This window comes from Pseudotabrizicola sp., assembly GCF_030656345.1.
GTDB lineage: Bacteria > Pseudomonadota > Alphaproteobacteria > Rhodobacterales > Rhodobacteraceae > Pseudotabrizicola.
In genome coordinates this window covers 255,783-275,563 of sequence record NZ_JAUSNR010000010.1, presented here as the reverse complement: position 1 = coordinate 275,563, position 19,781 = coordinate 255,783, and the positions used below count along the sequence as shown (strand labels likewise).

Genomic DNA, 19,781 nt, shown 5'->3' with positions numbered 1-19,781 from the left:
AACCCCCTCAGGTCAGCGCGGCGCAGAACGCCTGAATGCGGCTGCACGCCTCACGCAACACCTCGTCTGCGGTAGCGTAGCTGACGCGGAAGTTGGGCGACAGGCCAAAGGCCGCGCCGAACACCACCGCCACGCCGGTTTCCTCCAGCAGGGCAGTGGCGAACACTTCGTCATCGGTGATCAGCGTGCCGCCTGCCGTCACCTTGCCGATGCAGGCCGAGATGTCGGGATAGACATAGAACGCGCCTTCGGGGTTCGGGCAGGTCACGCCCTTGGCCGCATTCAGCATCGACACCACCAGATCGCGACGGCGCTCAAACACCTTGCGGTTTTCGGCCAGAAACTCCTGCGGCCCGGTCAGCGCCTCCAGCGCCGCGTATTGCGACACCGAGCAGGGGTTCGAGGTGGATTGCGACTGTATCGTCCCCATCGCCCGGATCAGTGCCACCGGCCCCGCGGCATAGCCGATCCGCCAGCCGGTCATGGCGTAGGATTTCGACACCCCGTTGCAGGTCAGCGTGCGGTCATAGAGCGCGGGTTCAATTTCCGCCGGTGTGCAGAATTCGAAATCGCCGAACACCAGATGTTCATACATGTCATCCGACATGATCCAGACATGCGGATGGCGCAGCAGCACATCGCACAAGCCCCGCAATTCGTCGCGGGTATAGCCCGCGCCGGTGGGGTTCGACGGGCTGTTGAAGATGAACCACTTGGTTTTCGGCGTGATCGCCGCCTCAAGCTGATCAGGCGTGATCTTGAACGCGGTGTCGATTCCCGCCACCACCGCAACCGGGGTGCCGCCTGCCAGCAGCACCATATCGGGGTAGCTGACCCAATAGGGGGCCGGGATGATCACCTCATCACCCGGATTGCAGGTCGCCATCAGCGCGTTGTACAGCGTCTGCTTGCCGCCGGTGCCCACGGTGATCTGCGACGGGCTGTAGGTCAGCCCGTTTTCGCGCAGGAATTTGGCACAGATCGCGGCCTTCAACTCCGGGATGCCATCGACGGCGGTGTATTTGGTGCGCCCGGCATCAATCGCCCGTTTGGCCGCGTCCTTGATGTTCTGCGGCGTGTCGAAATCCGGCTCGCCGGCACCAAGGCCGATCACATCCTTGCCCGCCGCTTTCAGCGCTTGCGCCTTGGTCGTCACAGCGATGGTCGGCGAAGGTTTCACGCGCGCCAGCGTGTCGGACAAGAACGGCATTTCCGGCTCCTGATTTGTCATTTCCGGCTTTTGGTCTTATGGGTGCCCCCTGACCCGATCAAGCGATATCGACGTAAAGGAGAGGCAAGATGGCGGAAAGTGACACAGCAGCGGCATGGTTTTCGGCAGAGGTCGCCACATTCGGCGACCGGCTGGCAGGCGCACGCGAGGCGGCGGGCCTGTCGCAGCCCGATCTGGCCAAGCGCCTTGGCGTGCGCCTGACCACGGTGCAGGGCTGGGAGGATGACGCGTCAGAGCCGCGGTCAAACCGGCTGCAGATGCTGGCGGGCATGCTGAACGTGTCGATCCGCTGGCTGCTGACCGGCGAAGGCGATGGTCTGGATGCCCCATCCGCCCCCGGCACCCATGATGCTGCAACGCTTGAGGCGTTGGCCGATCTGTCGCGGATGCGCGCGCAGATGCTGGCGCTGGCGCAGGATATGGGGCAGATGGAAACCCGGCTGCATCATCTGTTGCGCCGCGAAGAGGTGGATGCAGAATGAGCCCGACAGAGACCCCGGATGCACGGCTGAAGCGCATGAAAATGCGGTCCTGGCGGCGCGGCACCAAGGAAATGGATCTGGTGCTCGGCCCCTGGGCCGACGCGCATCTGGCGAATCTGTCGCCCGAACAGCTGGAGGTGTACGAGGTGCTGCTGGAAGAAAACGATCAGGATCTGATGGCGTTTATCTTCGGACAGGCCCGTCCCGCGCCCGCAATCGCGCCCTTGCTGGACCAGATCACAGCCTATGCCCGCGACAGATTGCGTAAGGTTTGAGCGAAACCTGACTCGGGTTTACCGAATGTTGTCTGTTTGTGCCGATTCTGCAGTCTGATTGGTAGAAGGCGGAGACAAGCATGACGCATCAGGCCCCCGTTCTGGACGGCTCGCACAAGGTTCTGACGGTTGGCTATCTGGATAGTCTTGCTTTGGTCGAACGGCTGCACCGCCTGCTTCTTGATGTCATCAAGGATGAGTTTGAACGCCTTGCGATTCTGGAAATCAATTCGGTTCAGGCGCTGCTCTTGTTCAACATCGGCGACAATGAGGTGACGGCGGGCGAGCTGAAAAGCCGCGGCTATTATCAGGGCAGCAATGTCAGCTATAACCTGAAAAAGCTGGTCGATCTGGGCTATATGCACCATCAGCGGTCAGAACTTGACCGCCGGTCGGTCCGCGTGCGGCTGACGGAAAAGGGGCGGCGGGTGCGGACTGTGCTGAACGAGCTGTTTTCGCGCCATGCCGAGGTGTTGCTGAAAAAAGCGGTGATCGACGCGGCCGGAATGGAAGAGGTGAACCATTCGTTGAAACGGCTGGAACGGTTCTGGACCGATCAGATCCGCTATATCTACTAGCGCCGCCACAGCCGCGCATGGGTGGCAAAGCGCCCCTGCAGCTTGGCCAGCAGCCGGTTGCCCAAGCCCGGATGCGGCACATCACCGCTTGCCAGCCGGTCCACCGCCACCTCTGCCGGACAGGGGCGGCGGCTGACAGGATCATAATAGCGCGGATAGGCGATCAGCGCGGCATGCACCAGATGGTCGAGGCCGGGGCGCGGCAACAGCCCGCCATCAAGGCCCCGAACCCGGCGCCGCGGCACTGGGCCAAGGTCGCGCGTCAGCCCCCATCCGGCATAAAACGGTGCGCCCAGACAGGTGACGGGCTTGCCGCGCAACAGCGCCTCGAACCCCAGCAGGCTGGTCATCGTCCAGACCTCATCACAGGCGGCGATCAGGGCCACCGGGTCGGCATGGGTGGCAACAACATCGGCCAAACCGTCGAGTTCGCTGGCGGAAACCGCCCCGGGCCGCAACCCGGCCTCGACATCCGGGTGGGGTTTGTAGACCAGAACCGCACCCGGATGCGCCGCCCGGACGGCCTGCAACAGGGCAAGGTTGGTCCGCACCGCGCCGCCGCCTGTCAGGACCGACGCGTCATCCTCGACCTGCCCCGGCACCAGAATGCGGTGACCGGGCGGCAGGTCGGGTTGCGTGCCTTGCAGATTGTATTTGCTCAAGGCCAGCCCCACCAGCCGTTCGCGCAGCCGCGCCGCGCGGGCAAGGCCACCGGGCGGGGGTGGGGTCAGCAACAACCGCTCCAACCGGCTTTCGCGCTGGGGGTCATAGTAGATGCCCAGATCGTCGGTCACCAAAGACAGCGGCGGCACCAGATCGGCCCCCAACCCGCGTGAGCGCAGGAAACCATCCTCTACCCGGCGCAGCGGCACGCCGGGCGGTGCCAGCCCATCCACCTCTTTCCCCGCCCAGACCAGAATGCCGCGCCCCTTGATGTCGCCCGGCACATCGCGGAACACCACGGGTTTTTCCTGCCCGAACACCGCCTGCAACCGCGCGCGCTTCCACAGCCGCATCCCCACGGCCACATGGCCCGCGCGGTCTTCACGGTAGGCGCGCACCTCGGCTTCCAGCTGATCGACCGCTTCTTCAAAGCTGCACAGCCGGTCGCGGCACGGGTCGTACCAGTGCGGGGCCAGAATCATCGCGGCGGCGAACAGCTGCACGCGCGTCAGGCTGCGCCCGCGCCGGGGCAGGGGGTGGGCGTCATGGGTCAGGCCCCATCCGGCATAAAAGGGCTGGCCATAGACATGCGGTCGGTGCCCGGCCAGAACAGCCTCAAACCCCAGTTGCGACGAGACGGTGTAAACCGCAATCGCCCCGTCAAGCAGCGCATAAGGTGAAACCGGCGAAGACAGCAGCGTCACCCGGTCAGACAGATCCGCCGCCGAGTAATGCCCCGCCCGCAAGCCAAGCGCGGTTTCGGGATGCTGCTTGATCACGATGCGGGCCTGCGGATGGGCGTCCATCGCATCGCCCAGCATCTGCGCAAAGCTTTGCGCCGTGGCCCCCCCGTGCCGGATCGAGGCATCGCCGCGCGTCTGATCGACCACCAGCACATAGCCCGGCGCGGGGGCGGGCAGCGCAGGATCGTGCATGTTGTACTTTGACAGATCGGATGCCCGCAACCGTGCCATCCCATCGCGCGCCCGCGCCAGAACATGCGCATTGTCAAGCGGGTCGGTCGCCAGAATCCGCTCCAGCCGCGACGGGCCTGCGCTGTCGAAATGCACCCCCAGCGGGTCGATCAGCACCCCCAATGGCCCGCCCCCCAGCCGCCCCGGACGCACGCTGCGCAGGAACGCATCCTCGACCCGGATCAACGGCACGCCCCGCTTTGCCGCCACAGCCTCCCCCCGGTGGGCATAGGGGCTGCGGCCCCAGACCACCACGCCATCACCCGGCCCCGGCAGGCCCAGCTTCAGCTGATGGCCGCACAGCTGCAGGATGCGGCGCAGATGCCGGTCGCGCAGAAAGCCCGCGTTGTAATGATAAAGCCGCCGGGGACTGTCCCCGGCGGCGTCTGGTCTGTCATCCGGGCGCGGTGCCAAGCCCTGCCTCAGCCGCCCGAGCCCACGTCGGACAGGGAGCTGGCTGCCCCGGCGGTGCCGGTAATGGCGCCAAGGGTTTTTTGCCATTGCACGAAAGGCGCTTCGGTGACGTAAACCGTGTCGCCGTCGCGCACCACGAAATCGCGCGCCTCGAACATGCCGGTGGGTTGCGTCAGATCCAGCACATAGACCATGCGCTGCGCGCCGCGCAGATCCTTGCGGCCCATCACGGCATTGGCAATTTCTTCCGGTTCATTGCGGAAGACGAAGACGCCGGTCGGATCGGCAAGGTTGGTGTTCAACCCGCCGACAATGGCAATCGCCTCTATCGCCGAAAGGGTCTGGGTTTCAAACGGCACGCGGTTCTGCGCGCCGGTGGCACCAAGCGCGACAAAGGCCCGCGTGTCACGTTCCACCACGATCTTGTCGCCGGGGCGCAGCGCGATATCCAGCGCCGGGTTGGCATACAGATCCTGCAGCCAGACCCGTCCGGAATGGGCGCCGCGCGTGACGCGGATCACCGCGACAGCGGGTTCAATCGCCACGCCACCGGCGCGGGCGATCATCGCCGACAGTTTGCGGGTCGGGCGTTCGATGGGGAACACCCCGGTGGTACCGACAGCGCCCTGCACCGAAACGGTCGACCCGTCGCCCGCCAGCCGGGTCACGGTGACCTGCGGGTCGGGGGTCTGGGTGTCGAGCTTGCGGGTGATGGCCTGACGCAGGCCTTCGGGGGTTTGGCCCCCGGCCTTGATCCGCCCGGCATAGGGCACGAAGATATAGCCCTGACCGTCAACCTGCACCTCTTCCAGCGCAGAAACCCGCTGGCCGGTGTTGCCCAGCAGCGGGTCGTCACGGACGTTTTCAAATATGGTCAGCCCCAGCGTGTCGCCGGGGTTGATGGTGTCTGACCCCACTACGCCCGCATTCAGGAACCCGGAGGAAAATCCGAAGGCAGGGATGACGGCGGTGGCCCGGGTCACGCGCGGGTTGACCGAGACGATGAAGGCATCGCCGTCCTTAAGCACCGACCCTTTGAAAATCTCGGATTTGCTGGGGCCGGATCGCGGCAAGCCGCAGGCCGCCGTGGTTGCGACCAGCGCAACAAGACAAAGGGCTTTCGCCCCCTTGGATGTAAGCACGTTCACTGCTCGGGCTCCTTTAACTGGATTTGCCTCAAGTTTTGCCTGCAAGGCTACAGAACGATTTGAGAAAATGCCAGCGCCGGGTTTTGCGTTCAGTTCACCAGCCGCAACTGTTGCCGTGGTGCCGCGCTTCCTGAAATCAGCGCGTCATAGGGGTCTTCGGTTGACAGCATCATGTCGACCACCTGCCGCAGCACCTCTTGCCGGCCGCGGGTGCTGTAAAACCCGCCGGTGATCTGGCTGGTTTCCAGCAGATAATGGCGGAAGTTGCGATAGGCGCGGCCATCGGGGCGGGTAGGCTTCGCAAAGAACGTGGCCAGCGGCTGATCGGACACGAATTCGGGCTTGGCATAGACCGCCGCGCCAAAGGTTTTGAGCGGCATCCCGCGCCACAGCACCTGTTGCCCGGCGGTGGAATTGACCGTCACTGCAGACCGGGCGTGGTTCAGCAACTGCGCCAGCTTGCCGCCGCGCACGAAATGCACCCGGCCCAGCACGCCATGCAGGTGCGACAGGCGGCGGATTTCGGCCTTCAACGGCGCGCGCCCGTCTTCCAGCGGGTGGGCCTTGAACACCAAGTGGTGGTGCGGGGCGGCCCCTTGGGCAAAGCCCTCAACCACCACGGCCAGAAACTCGGCCATCGTGCGGAACGGCGAATGCATCTGAAAGCTGGAATCGTGTTCCAGCTGCAACAGCACCAGATGATAGGGAAAACCGCCGTGCCGGATGCGGTATTGCGCGATCATCCGTTCCCAGCGGTGAAACGGCAACAGCACAAGCCGCCGGCAATACAGCAGAAATTCCTGGCGCACGGTGTGTTTGCGATGGGGGCGGAAGTGGCGGAAATCCCAGAATCCGGTCAGCACGAACCAATGATACAGCGCGCCCCAGAAGATATGCTGGCGCATGTCGCCCCAGCTTGCCGGGGCTTCGATCTGGTCAATCTCGGCCTGCGCCAGGGCGTTCTGCATGTCGGAGACCGACATCTGCATCAGTCTGGAATGCCCGTTCGCGCCGCCGCGTTCATAGGTTACCCAATGCGGGCGCAGATAGCCTTCTTCAAACACATGCACCGTCACCCCGGCGGCATGGGCGGCGCTGATGGCCTGCGCATGGACCGGGCGGGTATCGCCGTACAGCACCAGATCGGTGATGGCATGGTCGCGCAGCAGGGCGGCAATCCGGTCGGGCCAAAGGTCCAGCGGGTCGCGGAACGCGATGAAACTGTCGGCGGGCCAGAACGCCCGGTCGCCCCGGTTAAAGCCCACACGCCAGACCTGTGCCCCCGCCGCCTGCAACATCTTGCCCAGACGGCTGAAAAAGGGCCCGTGTGGCCCTTGCAGAAACAAAAAGCGGCGTGTGTCACCCGTGGTTCGCATGGTTCCCGTCAAAGCGCGTTGGCGGCAGGATACCGGCGCAACACTTACCCTTTACTCATCCGCCATGGTCAAAGCACGGCAAAATTCAGGCACCTTTCACAACCTTGCGTCGTCATCAGCCGCAGGTTACGCATTGCAGCAAAGGAGAGCGACCATGTTCACAGGGATCGTCAGCGATATTGGTGAAGTGCTGGAGACTGAACAGCAGGGCGATCTGCGCGCCCGTATCGGCACGCGCTATGATGTCAGCGGGATTGAGATCGGGGCATCCATCGCGTCAGACGGGGTGTGCCTGACGGTGATTGCCACCGGCACACAAACGCGATCGGGTCCGCGCAACTGGTATGATGTGCAGATCTCGGCGGAAACCGTCAGCAAGACCAATCTGGCGCGCTGGGTGCCCGGTGCCCGGGTCAATCTGGAACGCGCGCTGAAGGTCGGCGATGAGCTGGGCGGGCATATCGTATCGGGCCATGTCGATGGTGTGGCCGAAGTGGTGGCGGTGGTGCCCGAAGGCGACAGCCTGCGCGTGACCTTCCGCGCGCCGCGCGATCTGGCCCGGTTCATCGCGCCCAAAGGGTCGGTGGCGCTGAATGGCACATCGCTGACGGTGAATGAGGTGGATGGCACCGATTTCGGCATCAATTTCATTCCGCACACCCAGAAGGCCACGACATGGGGCGATGTCGCGGTGGGCGATCTTGTCAATCTGGAGGTGGATACCATGGCCCGCTATGTCGCCCGGTTGCGCGAATGGGAATGACCGCAGGGATCGGCCACAATCACGGGCCGGAAATGACCGGCCTGTCATGGCGCACCCATTGCTGGCGCGCCGCGCGCACCCGGCTGGTGCCGGTCCTGCCGCTGGAGGTAGTGCGCTTGCGCGTGCGCCGCGCGGCGGAACTGGGGCTGGAGTACAAGACCTATGCCGGCATCCGTGCCAGCACCGGGCATGATCTGGTGGCATTCCTGTTTTCGTCCAACGCGCTGCGGGTGCTGCGCGCGGGGCAGGTGGTGCCGCTGGACCGCGCGGAGAAGCTGGCGGGCATCGCCAACACCGGCCTGATCGGCCTTGCCATCCCGCCCTTGCAGGCGACAGCACTGGCGCAGGCGGTTCCGATGCTGACCCGAAGCCACGCAGCGCCACACCATCTGGCCAGCTTTGCCGATGCGCGCCTGCGTCTGCGTGAGGTTCTGGGCAAAACCCCGTCTGACACCGTGCTTCTGATCGGCGATCACGGGCTGGAGGCGGAGTGGTGTGCGGCGGGCCGTCTGGCGGGATATTTGCCGGCAGAGCGGTATTTCACCGCCTGACCCGTGCAAGGGACGTGATGTCACGCACAGGATCTCTGCACTGCCCGCCTCTGGCTTTTGGGTGGCTGTCGCGGTAAAGCCGGACGAACCCGATCAGGAACCCGAGCCATGACCGAATATTCCGACGCCATCTCTTCTGTCGAAGACATCATCGACGACGCGCGCAACGGGCGCATGTTCATTCTGGTCGATCATGAAGACCGCGAGAATGAGGGTGATCTGGTGATCCCGGCGCAGATGTGCACCCCGCAGGCGGTGAACTTCATGGCGACCTATGGCCGGGGCCTGATCTGTCTGGCGCTGACCGCAGACCGGGTCGACCAGCTGGGCCTGCAACCGATGAGCCCTAAGAATTCGTCGCGGCTGGCTTCTGCCTTTACCCTGTCGATCGAGGCGCGCGAGGGCATTTCGACCGGCATCTCCGCCGCTGACCGGGCGCGTACCGTTTCGGTGGCGATTGACCAGACCAAGGGCCCGCAGGACATTGCGACACCGGGCCACGTCTTTCCGCTGCGCGCGCGTGATGGCGGTGTGCTGGTGCGTGCGGGCCATACCGAAGCGGCGGTCGATGTGTCGCGTCTGGCGGGGCTGAACCCGTCTGGCGTGATCTGCGAGGTGATGAATGACGACGGCTCAATGGCGCGTCTGCCCGATCTGATCGTGTTCGCGCAAAAGCACGGGCTGAAGATCGGCACGATTTCCGACCTGATCGCCTATCGTCGCCGCAACGACAATCTGGTGAAGCTGACCGAAGAGCGCGCCGTCACCGCCGAGTTCGGCGGCGACTGGACGATGCGGATCTACACCGATGTGACCGAAGGCGCGGAACATGTGGTGCTGATCAAGGGTGACATCACCACCCCCGGCCCGGTGTTGACCCGGATGCACACGCTCGACCCGCTGCTCGACGTGGTGGGCCTTGGCGGGGCAGGGCGCACGGCGGAATTTGCCGAGGCGATGAAGCTGATCGCGCACGAGGGGCGCGGCGTGCTGGTGCTGTTGCGCGAGCTGGACCGGCGGCTGATCTCGGACACCGAAGCCTCGCCACAGACGCTGAAACAATACGGCATCGGCGCGCAGATCCTTGTCTCTCTGGGGGTCAACGAGCTGACCCTGCTGACCAATTCGCCGCAGCCAAAGGTTGTCGGGCTTGACGCCTACGGGCTGTCGATCACCGGCACCCGCAAGATTTCGGAGTAAGCCATGGCCAGCGCTGAAATTCATTACACCCTGCCCCTGCCAAGCTTTGACCAGCCAGTGAAACTGCTGATCGTGGTCGCGCCCTATTACAAGGATATAACCGACAACATGATCGCAGGCGCCCGCGCCATTGCCGCCAGCTGCGGGGCCGAGGTCGATCTGATCGAGGTGCCCGGCGCGCTGGAGGTGCCGACCGCCATCGCCATCGCCGATCGGCAGGCGAAATATGACGGCTATGTAGCACTTGGCTGTGTGATGCGCGGCGAGACCACGCATTACGATACCGTGTGCAACGACAGCAGCCGCGCCATCAGCCTGCTGGGTCTGCAAGGGGCCTGCATCGGCAATGGCATCCTCACGGTCGAAAACCGTCCGCAGGCCGAGGTGCGGGCCGATCCGGCCGGGCAGAATAAAGGCGGCGGCGCGGCGGCGGCGGCCTTGCACCTGATCGCGCTTTCGCGCAAATGGGCGGGCCAGACCAAAGGGATCGGGTTCCGCGCATGACTGAAGATACTCCGGCCGCCAAGTCAGGCGCCAAACCAAGCAGTGCCGAGAAAAAGCAGATGCGCTCTGCCGCGCGGTTGTATGCGGTGCAGGCGCTGTTCCAGATGGAAGTGTCGGGCCAGACCATCAAGGCGATCTGCCGCGAATTCGAGGTGCACCGCTTTGGGGCAACTTACGAAGAGGGCGAATTTGCCGAAGGTGATGTGACGCATTTCCGCAATCTGGTGGATCATGCGGTGAACTTTCAGGCGCTGATCGACCAGATGACCGACCGCGCGCTGGTGGCGAAATGGCCGATTGACCGGATCGATCCGGTGCTGCGCGCGCTGTTCCGCGCTGCCGGGGCCGAATTGACGCAGATGCCGACGCCGCCACGGGTGGCGATCACCGAATTTGTCGACGTGGCCAAAGCCTTCTTTCCCGACGGAAAAGAATCCAGATTTGTCAACGCTGTACTGGATCACATGGCGCATGAGGCCAAGCCTGAAGGCTTCTGATGCGTCACAAGCCAGACCGTATCTGACAGGAGCCTGACCATGACCCGCCTGACCTTTGCCTGCGCCGCGACCCTTGCCCTTGCCGCAGGGCTTGGCGGCCATTTTGCCGGGGCGCAAAGCGTGCCCGCAGGCGACAATGCAATCCAGTGGAACCTCGTGGCAATTGACGGTGCGCCGTTTGATGCGACCGCCACCATCGACCTTGCCACGCCGGGGCGGATCACGGGGCAGGGGCCGTGCAACAGGTTTTCTGCCAGCTATGACGGTGCCTTGCCCGATATGCGTCCCGGCCCGGTTGTGGCGACCAGAATGGCCTGCGCCGATCTGGCCGCAGAATCGACGATGTTCGGTGCCCTGTCCCAGATGGTCCGCGCCGAGGTGACGGGGCCGGACACGTTGCTGCTGACCGGGGCAAAGGGCGGCAGCATGGAGTTTCAGCGCGCGCAGCCCTGACCGCAGGCCGGCGATCGCCTCGAATGCCGCATAAATAACGCGGCCTGCGGCGAAATGGTCCTTTCGCTTTCCGATTGCCGCGCTACTCTTGTGGTGTGGTCAGGAGCGCAGACATGCCCAAACTCATCCGCCTTTACATCGTGAATGTCGCCATCGGGTTCGGCATCTCGGTGGCCTTTGTCGCCGGGCTGGTCTGGCTTGATGTCGCCGGGTTGCAGCATCTTATCCTGCACACCCCGATGGGCTGGGTGGCGGCGCTGATGATGGTGATGATGAATGGCGTGGTGTTCGGCGGCGTGCAATTCGCCATCGCCGTGATGCGGATGGCCGAGACATCAGACACCCCGCCGGGTGGAACCCGTGTCTGGCTGATCCCGGTTCCGGTCCGCGCTGCGGCGCAATTGCGCCGTGCCCCGTTTCACCGGCGCTAAACGGCTGCAGGTGCAGCGATTGGGCGGCACGAATGTGTCATAGGACATATTCACCAGCGCTATCAGCGCTTTAGCTTCCACTAGGTCAGTTCACGCCTTGTCACAGGATGGTGATCAGGGGGAACAATCGCGTCTTTCACACGTTACATACGCGACCGGCACGAGAGAGGCCGGTAAGTGTGAAAGGATAGTATATGACAGTCAAACTCCGCACCCTCGGTGCAGGCGTACTGGCTATTGCGGCCGCCCAAGTTGCTTTTGCACCTGCGGCCATGGCTCAGGTCGCCATCGTTGGCATCGAGGCGCTTGATGACCGGATTGACGATATCGAAGATGATGTCCGGGACGATATGCAGCGCGCTGAAGACGCAGCGCGTTTTGGCAACCCGGAATTTCGTCCGGGTCTGAGCGGCAGCGCATCGCTGGGCTATTCCGGCAAGACCGGCAACAACGAATCGCAGGATCTTACCGCCGGTGTGCGTCTGCGCTTTGCCCAAGGTCAGTTCGTCCAGACTCTGGGCGCGGCACTCGACTTTTCCGAGTCGGGTAACACGTCGACCAAAGAAGATGTATTTGTCGTCTATGACGCCAATTACTACTTCGACGACAACTTCTACGGCTTCATCCTTGGCCGTCTGAAGACCGACGGTCTGGCGACCGAGTGGGACAGCGTTGATCCCGTAGACGACCCGCGCGCCGGCAACACCCGTCGTGATGCTTTCCTCGGCTTTGGTCCGGGGTACCGCATCGTCAACACGCCGGACATGACCTGGCGTGTGCAGGCCGGTGTTGGTGTCAGCTATCTCCAGAACGGTCTGAAAGAGTCCGAAACCGAAGTCGGCTATCTGGCCGCGTCGCGGTTCTTCTACAGAATCAACGACAACTTCTTCGTGACGAATGACACCGATGTTCTGAAGTCCGATACCGCTCTGCGGGCCAACAACGACCTTGGCCTGAACGTGAAGATGACCGACGCATTCTCGACCCGCGTCAGCTATCTGACCGAGTATGACGAAAGCCGTGCCATCCGCACGGACAACAAACTGGGCGTCTCGCTGGTGTTCGGCTTCTGAGCCGGAAAACCCCACACAGCAGGAAAGGGGCGGAGAAATCCGCCCCTTTTTCTTGTCTGCCGTCAAAGAAATTGGGTGGCGGGCCCGCAGCAGCCGTGGGTGGCATGGTTTCCCGAGAGCCAGAGGTCTCAGGTGGGCACCAGGTAGCAAGACCAGGATCTTGCCAGAGCCAGCATCCATTCGTTTGCTTATCGGCCACTGGAAAAAAGCCCCAGCACGCGAAGAGCAGCACCCGCCACCACTACAGATAGGCGCGCGATGCGGTCAGGGCAAGAGGCGGTTCACGCGATTGGCCGCCCGGAACGCCAAAGGCCCCACCACCAGCGACAGCACAAAGGCCACCGGCCAGGCCATCAGGAAGCTGCGGCCCCATTGCGTCAGAAATTCCGGGGTCAGTCCAAGGGCAAGGGCACCGAAAATTCCGGTCATCAGACCGGCCATCATGCCGGAAATGAAAAGCTGCGCCAGAATCACGGTGCGGGTTGAATGTGTCATGAGAAGATATCCTGTGGTGACTGTTTCCCCATGGGTTCGCCGGGGCTTCCGGTGACAGTCCCGCGCGGGCGCGGTGCCGGAATAACCAACCGGCCAGACACTTTCTTGGTAGGCGCGGCATAGCCAGAATCGGGTAAAAAGTCAAACCCCTCTTGCCAGATGTTCACGTTTTATTCATACTTAGGGGATGAATATTGCCCTCGATCCACTGCCCCCGATGCCCGGTCAGCGCCTTGCGCGCGGGGTTGCGCGTGCATTGCGCGACATGGGATTTGTCACGGTGGAAGAGCTGGTGCCAACCCCCGGTCTGCGGGTCGACCTGATGGCGATGGGGCCAAAGGGGCAGATCTGGATCGTCGAATGCAAATCCTGCCGCGCCGATTATCAGGCCGACCGCAAATGGCAGGGCTACCTGCCGTGGTGTGACAGGTTTTTCTGGGCGGTGGATGCCGATTTCCCGGCCAGCCTGCTGCCGGACGACACCGGCCTGATTCTGGCCGATGCTTACGGGGCCGAGATCATGCGGATGGGCCCCGATACGCCGCTTGCCCCGGCACGGCGCAAGGCCGTGATGCAGGGCTTTGCCCGCCACGCCGCGCTGCGCCTGCAGGCCCTGCGTGACCCGGCGGGGGTTATTTCCGCCTGGGCTTAGGTTTGCCGCCCGCCGCGCCTTTGGTGCTGCCCATGGCGCGCACCGCTTCGGCGGCGGCACGCAGCTCTTCGGCGATTTCTTCCGCCTCTTCCGGCTCAAAGTCCAGCGGCAGTTCGACGCCGCCATCGGCTTCGATATAGATGCGAACCATCCCGGCCGAGGTCGGCCCGATCTGAAAGTTTGCGGCGATTTCGCTTTCCTTGTCGATGCCCATTGCGGCCCCCTTGCTGATGCAGGCCTTGGCCTAGCGCCCTTTGCCGGCTTTCGCAAGCCGCAGCGCCCGGGACACCGGCCCGGTGTGGCGCCTCCGGGGGGCAGGCCCGCGGTTTTTGCGCCAAACCCTGCTTGCAATCCCGGGGAAGGGAGGTTAAATCGCTCCCACGTGCCGGCTTAGCTCAGTTGGTTAGAGCACTAGATTGTGGATCTAGGGGTCCCCCGTTCGAGCCGGGGAGCTGGTACCATCCTTCCATTCCTGACCGCCCGAAGCCCCCTCGCGGGGGCTTTTGGCGTTGGCACCGTGGCTTTGCCCCGGCCCTTCCCCTCACCGCGGGCCTTGGCTATGGTCACCCTCCGACCAGAGGGGAATGCCACCATGACGCCAGACACCACCCGCCGCATCGCACAGACCATCGCCACCGAGATTAAGGCGCAGACCCCGCAGGTCACCGCCGCCGTGGCCCTGCTGGATGAAGGGGCCACTGTGCCCTTCATCGCGCGCTACCGCAAAGAGGTGACGGGGGGCCTGGACGATTCGCAGTTGCGTCTGCTGGCGGAACGGCTGGTCTACCTGCGCGAGATGGAGGGGCGGCGGGCGGCGATCTTCAGCTCGATCACCGAACAGGGCAAGATGACCGATCCGCTGGCGCTGTCGATTGGCAAGGCCACGACCAAGGCGGAACTGGAAGACATCTATCTGCCCTTCAAGCCCAAACGCCGCACCAAGGCAATGATTGCCCGCGAAAACGGGCTGCAACCGCTGGTCGATGCCATTCTGGCCGACCGCGCTGCCGATCCGGCATCCCTTGCGGCGGGCTTTGTCAGCGAAGCTGTGCCCGACACCAAAGCGGCGCTGGAAGGCGCGCGCGACATCATCGCCGAAGGCCTGTCCGAAAACGCCACCCTGCTGGGCCGGCTGCGCGAGCATATGAAGAAAGTCGCCCGCCTGTCTGCCAAAGGCATCGCCGGCAAGGAAACCGAAGGCGCAAAATTCTCGGACTACTTCGCGCATGATGAACCCTGGGCCACCGCCCCCAGTCACCGGGCGCTGGCCATGCTGCGCGGCCGGAACGAAGGCTTTCTGACCATAGATCTGGAGATCGACCCCGACGCCCCACGCGGGCAAAGCCCGGCCGAACAGGCCTGCGGTGCTGCCCTTTCGGCGGGCTCCAAAGGGCCGGGCGATACCTGGCTGCGCGAGGCGGCAAGCTGGGCCTGGCGCATCAAGCTGAAAACCTCGCTCACCCTCGACCTGATGGGCGAATTGCGCGACCGGGCCGAGGCCGAGGCGATCAACGTCTTTGCCCGCAACCTTAAAGACCTGCTGCTGGCGGCCCCGGCGGGCGGCAAGGCCACCATCGGGCTGGACCCGGGCATCCGCACCGGGGTCAAGGTCGCGGTGGTCGATGGCACCGGCAAGGTGCTGGCCACCGATACGGTCTATCCATTCCAGCCCAAGAACGACCTGCGCGGCGCACAGGTGGCGATTGCGCAGCTGATCGGCAAGCACAAGGTGCAGCTGATCGCCATCGGCAACGGCACCGCCAGCCGCGAGACGGAAAAGATGGTCGCCGACCTGCTGGCCGTGCTGCCCGGCACGGAAAAGCCGGTCAAGGTCATCGTGTCCGAGGCCGGGGCCTCGGTCTATTCCGCGTCAGAACTGGCGTCGAAAGAGTTTCCCGATCTGGACGTGTCCCTGCGCGGTGCCGTCAGCATCGCGCGGCGGTTGCAGGACCCCCTCGCGGAACTGGTCAAGATCGAGCCCAAGAGCATCGGCGTCGGCCAATACCAGCACGATGTCGACCAGCACCGCCTTGGCCGCAGCCTTGAGGCGGTGGTCGAAGATGCGGTGAACGCGGTCGGTGTCGACCTCAACACCGCCTCTGCGCCGCTGCTGGCCCGGGTGTCGGGCGTGGGGGCGGGGCTGGCCGAGGCGATTGTGGCCCACCGCGATGCCAACGGCCCCTTCAGCACCCGGCGCGAGCTTCTGAAGGTCGCGCGCCTTGGGCCAAAGGCCTTTGAGCAGGCTGCAGGGTTCCTGCGCATCGCGGGTGGCAAGGAGCCGCTCGATGCGTCGTCGGTCCATCCTGAGGCCTATGAGGTCGCCCGCCGCATCACCGCCGCTTGCGGGCGCGATATCCGCAGCCTGATGGGCGACGCGGCGGCCCTGCAAAAGCTGGACCCGCGCGCCTTTATCGACGACCGTTTCGGCCTGCCCACGGTGAAAGACATCCTGTCGGAACTGGAAAAACCCGGCCGCGACCCGCGCCCCAGCTTCCGCACCGCGACCTTTACCGAAGGCGTCAATGAGATCCGCGATCTGAAACCCGGCATGATGCTGGAAGGCACCGTGACCAACGTCGCCGCCTTCGGTGCCTTCGTCGATGTCGGTGTGCATCAGGACGGGCTGGTTCACGTCAGCCAGCTTGCCGACCGTTTCGTCAAAGACCCGCATGAGGTGGTGAAAGCCGGCGATGTGGTGCAGGTCCGCGTGGTCGAGGTGGATGCGGCCCGCAAACGCATCGCCCTGACCATGCGCAAGGACAGCAGCGATGCCCGTGAAACCGCCCGCGAGCGCGCCGCCGACCGGGCCGACAAACCCGCCCCGCGCGGCAAGCCCTTGCCAATGCAGGCTGCACCGCAAGGGGCCGCTTCTGGCAACAGCGCCAATCCGTTTGCCGATGCGCTGCGGGGCAAGTTCGGAAAATAAGATGAGTATTTAGAAAAGGTGCAATCCAGAAAAGCGCGGCCTTTGATTGCACCTTTGCTGAAATACTCCCGCGCGGCGCGCATCCGACCGGGACGCAGCGCGCACGCGCCCGTCAGTTCGCCTTGCGCCGGGGCAGGAACGGCAAGGGGGCCACCGGCACGCCGTCTTCGATCAGCTTTTTTGCCTCTTCGGGCTTTGCCTCGCCATAGATGGCGCGTTCGGGCGTGGTGCCGTCGTGCATCTTGCGCGCCTCGGCCGCGAAATTCAGTCCGACATATTCGGAATTGGCCTCGACCTGCGCGCGCAGGGCGGCAAGGGCGTGTTCCACCTCGGTGTTCGGCTGGGACAGGGGTTTGGCGGGTGGCGCAGTGTCAGGGACAGTTGCAGCACTGCGCGCCGGGCGGACGGCGGGGGCCATCAGCAGCTTTTCCACATCCGTCGTGCCGCAGACCGCACAGGTGACATGGCCCGCCGCGCGCAGCGATGCATACGCTCCGGCGGATTGAAACCAGCTGTCAAATTCATGGGCTTGCGCGCATTTCAGGCTGTAGCGGATCATGTCTCGACCAATGCGGAGAAAGGGTCTGTCAGACCACAGCTAACCATCCGGCGGGCGAATTCAAGCGGGGTTTTTGCCGCCGGTCCGGCGGGTCAGGCTTTGCCCGGTGCAGGCAAGCTGCGACAGCAGCTTGCGCAGGTCGGGTTCTGCCACCTTGCGGGCGGCTTTGCGGGCATCGAACCACTTGCGCCGCCGCTGCTTGCGTTCGGGGAATTTGTCGGCCAGCTCTTTCACGCGCAGGGCAAAGACGCTGACCACGCAGGGCACAGGGTCTTTCGGCGGGCGCTGCTTGTCATAGTGATAGACCCCGATCGGGTCGCCCGCCTCCAGCGTGCCGTGCACGCCGGCCTCTTCCCAGGCCTCGATCCCCGCCGTTTCGGCCGCAGTCTTGCCCGGCATCGGCCAGCCTTTCGGCACGATCCAGCGCCCGGTATCGCGGCTGGTGATCAGCAAAACCTGCACCCGGCCGCGATGCATCCGCCAGCACAAAGCGGCATTCTGCAGTGCCGCCCCTTTGGTCCTGATTGGGTCAAACTGATCGGGAGCTGCCTGCTTCATGCCGTTTCTTCTTGTTCTGCCCGTCTGATGCGATTTGTCCGCCGGACCCTCATTGGTAGGTTGCAATTGGAGAGTGGTGTGAAAACGAGACATCTATATGGCGACATTCAGCCGCATATTAAACCCCATGAGCGACCAAACTGGCGCTTTGCCCGACGAAAAAGGCCGCACCCGGGCTTTGACCTTTGCCGGGGCACCGCTAAATAGCATACTGATCCGGACACCGGGGCCGCAGCGGTTGCAGGGTGGCGTGAACAAGGGGCATGGCATGCATCGTCGGGCGGTTTTGCGGGGATGTCTGGCCGGGTTTGGTGTATTGGCCACCGGCGCGGGGGCGGCGACGCCGCCTGCCGCCAGCGGGTTTTCGTTCGTTTCGATTGACGGTGGCCGGATCGCGCTGGATGACTGGGCGGGCGGGCCGGTGCTTGTGGTCAATACCGCCTCGCTCTGCGGCTTTGCCGGGCAGTTTGACGATCTGCAGGCGCTGCATGACCGCTACAGCGGGCGCGGCCTGCTGGTGCTGGCGGTGCCGTCGGATGACTTTAATCAGGAACTTGCCGATGCGCAGGCGGTCAAGGAATACTGCGCGCTGCGCTTTGATCTGACCCTGCCGATGACCGATATCACCCATGTGCGCGGGCCAAAGGCCCATGCGTTCTACCAATGGCTGGCGGCCGAACATGGCTTTACCCCCGGCTGGAACTTCAACAAGGTGCTGATCGGCCCGGCCGGAGAGGTGCTGGGCACCTGGGGGGCCGCAGTCAAGCCGACATCGGCTGCCATCACCGGCCGGATCGAGCCGTTGCTGCGCTGAGCATGGCGCTGTTCATCGGGTCAGAGGTGTATCGCGGATCGTCCTACGGTCCGGCGCATCCGCTGCGCGTGCCGCGTGTGTCTACGGTGATGGATCTGTGCCGCGCGCTTGGCTGGCTTCCCGCCGCGCAATACCGCACCAGCCCGCGCGCCAGGGCGGCGGCGCTGACCCACTGGCACACCCCCGAATATGTCGCGGCGCTGCAACGGGCCGAGGCAGATGGCACCGTAACGGCCGGGGCGCAGGCGCGCTACCATCTTGGCACCCTGTCGAATCCGGTGTTCGGCCAGATGTTTTCCCGCCCCGCCACGGGGGCGGGCGGCGTGATGCTGGCGGCAGAACTGCTGGCCAGCGGCACGGCAGCGGTGCATGTGCCGGGCGGCGGCACCCATCATGGCCTGCCCGACCGCGCCAACGGCTTTTGCTATCTGAACGATCCGGTGCTGGCGATACTTGCCCTGCGCCGCGCGGGGATGGCGCGCGTGGCCTATATCGACATTGACGCGCATCATTGTGACGGGGTGCAGCATGGCTTTGCCGGTGATCCCGAAACCCTGCTGATTTCCACCCATGAACAGGGCCGCTGGCCCTTTACCGGCGCGCTGGACGATGATGGCGGCGGCAATTGCATCAACCTGCCGCTGCCGCGTGGCTTCAACGATACAGAAATGCGCGCGGTGCTTGATGCGGTGATCCTGCCGCAGGTGCAGGCGTTCCGGCCTGATGTGATCGTGCTGCAGGCCGGGGCGGATTCGCTGGACGAAGACCCGCTGTCACGGTTGTCGCTGTCGAACCGTGCCTATGTCGGGGTGTTGTGCGCGCTGCGCCCCTTGGCCCCACGGTTGTTGCTGCTGGGTGGTGGTGGCTATAATCCGTGGAGTGTTGGGCGCTGCTGGTCGGCGCTTTGGGCCACGCTGGCGGGGCTCGATATTCCTGACCACCTGCCAGACACAGCGCAAAGCATCCTGCAGGCCCTGTCATGGGGCGGGCGGCCGCCGCCCGCGCCGCATCTGCTGACCACACTGCTCGACCCCCCGCGTGAGGGGACGGTCAACCCCGATTTGCGGGCAAGGATCGGCCATCTGGCACAGCGCCTGCGGGCATAGGGCTTCCCTTGCGCGGGCGCGGGCGGTAGATCAGGACAAACAGCTTGAGGAACAGCCC

At 64.3% G+C, this 19,781-nt stretch carries 23 protein-coding genes and 1 tRNA gene; 16 read left to right on the top strand and 8 right to left on the bottom strand.

The genetic code is table 11. From position 1 onward, the window contains the following. Positions 1 to 7: 7 nt before the first annotated feature. On the bottom strand, positions 8 to 1,210 hold the full coding sequence (locus Q7J44_RS05035) for a pyridoxal phosphate-dependent aminotransferase (RefSeq protein WP_304877634.1): 1,203 nt from the start codon (positions 1,208 to 1,210) through the stop codon (positions 8 to 10). Between the two features lie 89 nt (positions 1,211 to 1,299). Here Q7J44_RS05035 and Q7J44_RS05030 point away from each other — a divergent pair, with 89 nt between their 5' ends. The 3 genes from Q7J44_RS05030 to Q7J44_RS05020 all read left to right on the top strand — a co-directional run bounded on the left by Q7J44_RS05030 (position 1,300) and on the right by Q7J44_RS05020 (position 2,566). Next, positions 1,300 to 1,713, top strand: coding sequence for a helix-turn-helix domain-containing protein (locus Q7J44_RS05030; protein ID WP_304877632.1), 414 nt, complete (start codon positions 1,300 to 1,302; stop codon positions 1,711 to 1,713). Beyond that, a complete protein-coding gene (locus tag Q7J44_RS05025) occupies positions 1,710 to 1,988 on the top strand; it encodes a succinate dehydrogenase assembly factor 2 (RefSeq protein ID WP_304877629.1) in 279 nt (92 codons plus the stop codon). Before Q7J44_RS05030 ends, Q7J44_RS05025 begins: the two co-directional genes overlap by 4 nt. Before the next feature lie 80 nt (positions 1,989 to 2,068). Then, complete coding sequence (locus Q7J44_RS05020; RefSeq protein WP_304877626.1) at positions 2,069 to 2,566, top strand: MarR family winged helix-turn-helix transcriptional regulator; 498 nt, start codon at positions 2,069 to 2,071, stop codon at positions 2,564 to 2,566. Here Q7J44_RS05020 and Q7J44_RS05015 read toward each other — a convergent pair. The 3 genes from Q7J44_RS05015 to Q7J44_RS05005 form a co-directional block, all read right to left on the bottom strand. Continuing rightward, entirely contained in the window at positions 2,563 to 4,617 is a 2,055-nt protein-coding gene (locus tag Q7J44_RS05015) for a capsular polysaccharide biosynthesis protein (protein WP_304877623.1), read from the bottom strand. The genes Q7J44_RS05020 and Q7J44_RS05015 overlap by 4 nt on opposite strands. An 8-nt stretch (positions 4,618 to 4,625) precedes the next feature. Then, positions 4,626 to 5,765 carry a polysaccharide biosynthesis/export family protein gene (locus Q7J44_RS05010; RefSeq protein ID WP_304877621.1) on the bottom strand — a complete coding sequence of 380 codons (1,140 nt, stop codon included), beginning with the start codon at positions 5,763 to 5,765 and terminating at the stop codon, positions 4,626 to 4,628. An 89-nt stretch (positions 5,766 to 5,854) separates the two neighbouring features. Continuing rightward, the gene (locus Q7J44_RS05005) at positions 5,855 to 7,141 is read right to left on the bottom strand and encodes a capsule biosynthesis protein (protein WP_304877618.1); all 1,287 of its coding nucleotides are present in this window, start codon (positions 7,139 to 7,141) and stop codon (positions 5,855 to 5,857) included. A gap of 154 nt (positions 7,142 to 7,295) precedes the next feature. Here Q7J44_RS05005 and Q7J44_RS05000 point away from each other — a divergent pair, with 154 nt between their 5' ends. The 8 genes from Q7J44_RS05000 to Q7J44_RS04965 all read left to right on the top strand — a co-directional run bounded on the left by Q7J44_RS05000 (position 7,296) and on the right by Q7J44_RS04965 (position 12,613). Continuing rightward, positions 7,296 to 7,904: a riboflavin synthase gene (locus Q7J44_RS05000; protein ID WP_304877615.1), complete on the top strand. Its 609-nt coding sequence runs from the start codon at positions 7,296 to 7,298 to the stop codon at positions 7,902 to 7,904. Beyond that, positions 7,895 to 8,455: a hypothetical protein gene (locus Q7J44_RS04995; RefSeq protein WP_370692953.1), complete on the top strand. Its 561-nt coding sequence runs from the start codon at positions 7,895 to 7,897 to the stop codon at positions 8,453 to 8,455. The genes Q7J44_RS05000 and Q7J44_RS04995 overlap by 10 nt, the downstream gene beginning before the upstream one ends. A 108-nt stretch (positions 8,456 to 8,563) precedes the next feature. Beyond that, a complete protein-coding gene (ribB, locus tag Q7J44_RS04990) occupies positions 8,564 to 9,655 on the top strand; it encodes a 3,4-dihydroxy-2-butanone-4-phosphate synthase (protein ID WP_304877613.1) in 1,092 nt (363 codons plus the stop codon). A 3-nt stretch (positions 9,656 to 9,658) separates the two neighbouring features. Next, a complete protein-coding gene (locus Q7J44_RS04985; protein WP_304877610.1) occupies positions 9,659 to 10,159 on the top strand; it encodes a 6,7-dimethyl-8-ribityllumazine synthase in 501 nt (166 codons plus the stop codon). Beyond that, on the top strand, positions 10,156 to 10,656 hold the full coding sequence (gene nusB, locus Q7J44_RS04980) for a transcription antitermination factor NusB (RefSeq protein WP_304877607.1): 501 nt from the start codon (positions 10,156 to 10,158) through the stop codon (positions 10,654 to 10,656). Before Q7J44_RS04985 ends, nusB begins: the two co-directional genes overlap by 4 nt. Before the next feature lie 39 nt (positions 10,657 to 10,695). Then, a complete protein-coding gene (locus tag Q7J44_RS04975) occupies positions 10,696 to 11,109 on the top strand; it encodes an META domain-containing protein (protein ID WP_304877606.1) in 414 nt (137 codons plus the stop codon). Between the two features lie 113 nt (positions 11,110 to 11,222). Then, positions 11,223 to 11,540: a hypothetical protein gene (locus tag Q7J44_RS04970; protein ID WP_304877604.1), complete on the top strand. Its 318-nt coding sequence runs from the start codon at positions 11,223 to 11,225 to the stop codon at positions 11,538 to 11,540. Between the two features lie 194 nt (positions 11,541 to 11,734). After that, positions 11,735 to 12,613: a YdiY family protein gene (locus tag Q7J44_RS04965; RefSeq protein ID WP_304877602.1), complete on the top strand. Its 879-nt coding sequence runs from the start codon at positions 11,735 to 11,737 to the stop codon at positions 12,611 to 12,613. Between the two features lie 264 nt (positions 12,614 to 12,877). On the opposite strand, the gene Q7J44_RS04960 is transcribed toward Q7J44_RS04965, so the two are convergent. Continuing rightward, positions 12,878 to 13,108 (bottom strand): DUF2798 domain-containing protein, encoded by a 231-nt coding sequence (locus Q7J44_RS04960; protein WP_304877600.1) that lies wholly within the window; start codon positions 13,106 to 13,108, stop codon positions 12,878 to 12,880. Positions 13,109 to 13,295: 187 nt separating this feature from the next. Here Q7J44_RS04960 and Q7J44_RS04955 point away from each other — a divergent pair, with 187 nt between their 5' ends. Then, complete coding sequence (locus Q7J44_RS04955; RefSeq protein ID WP_304877598.1) at positions 13,296 to 13,760, top strand: MmcB family DNA repair protein; 465 nt, start codon at positions 13,296 to 13,298, stop codon at positions 13,758 to 13,760. Here Q7J44_RS04955 and Q7J44_RS04950 read toward each other — a convergent pair. Next, positions 13,741 to 13,974, bottom strand: a complete 234-nt coding sequence (locus Q7J44_RS04950) for a DUF6324 family protein (RefSeq protein ID WP_304877595.1) — start codon at positions 13,972 to 13,974, stop codon at positions 13,741 to 13,743. The genes Q7J44_RS04955 and Q7J44_RS04950 overlap by 20 nt on opposite strands. 170 nt (positions 13,975 to 14,144) lie before the next feature. On the opposite strand from Q7J44_RS04950, the gene Q7J44_RS04945 reads away from it, so the two are divergent. Continuing rightward, positions 14,145 to 14,221: transfer RNA gene (locus tag Q7J44_RS04945), tRNA-His, on the top strand. 131 nt (positions 14,222 to 14,352) lie between these two features. Further along, positions 14,353 to 16,686 carry a Tex family protein gene (locus tag Q7J44_RS04940; RefSeq protein WP_304877592.1) on the top strand — a complete coding sequence of 778 codons (2,334 nt, stop codon included), beginning with the start codon at positions 14,353 to 14,355 and terminating at the stop codon, positions 16,684 to 16,686. Between the two features lie 112 nt (positions 16,687 to 16,798). Here Q7J44_RS04940 and Q7J44_RS04935 read toward each other — a convergent pair whose 3' ends face one another. Then, positions 16,799 to 17,245 (bottom strand): DUF1178 family protein, encoded by a 447-nt coding sequence (locus Q7J44_RS04935; protein WP_304877590.1) that lies wholly within the window; start codon positions 17,243 to 17,245, stop codon positions 16,799 to 16,801. A gap of 60 nt (positions 17,246 to 17,305) precedes the next feature. Beyond that, on the bottom strand, positions 17,306 to 17,803 hold the full coding sequence (locus Q7J44_RS04930; RefSeq protein WP_304877587.1) for an NUDIX hydrolase: 498 nt from the start codon (positions 17,801 to 17,803) through the stop codon (positions 17,306 to 17,308). A gap of 268 nt (positions 17,804 to 18,071) precedes the next feature. On the opposite strand from Q7J44_RS04930, the gene Q7J44_RS04925 reads away from it, so the two are divergent. Together Q7J44_RS04925 and Q7J44_RS04920 are read left to right on the top strand one after the other, a co-directional pair. After that, positions 18,072 to 18,617 carry a glutathione peroxidase gene (locus tag Q7J44_RS04925; RefSeq protein ID WP_304878038.1) on the top strand — a complete coding sequence of 182 codons (546 nt, stop codon included), beginning with the start codon at positions 18,072 to 18,074 and terminating at the stop codon, positions 18,615 to 18,617. A gap of 2 nt (positions 18,618 to 18,619) precedes the next feature. Continuing rightward, positions 18,620 to 19,723, top strand: a complete 1,104-nt coding sequence (locus tag Q7J44_RS04920) for an acetoin utilization protein AcuC (protein WP_304877585.1) — start codon at positions 18,620 to 18,622, stop codon at positions 19,721 to 19,723. The last annotated feature ends 58 nt before the right edge of the window (positions 19,724 to 19,781 follow it).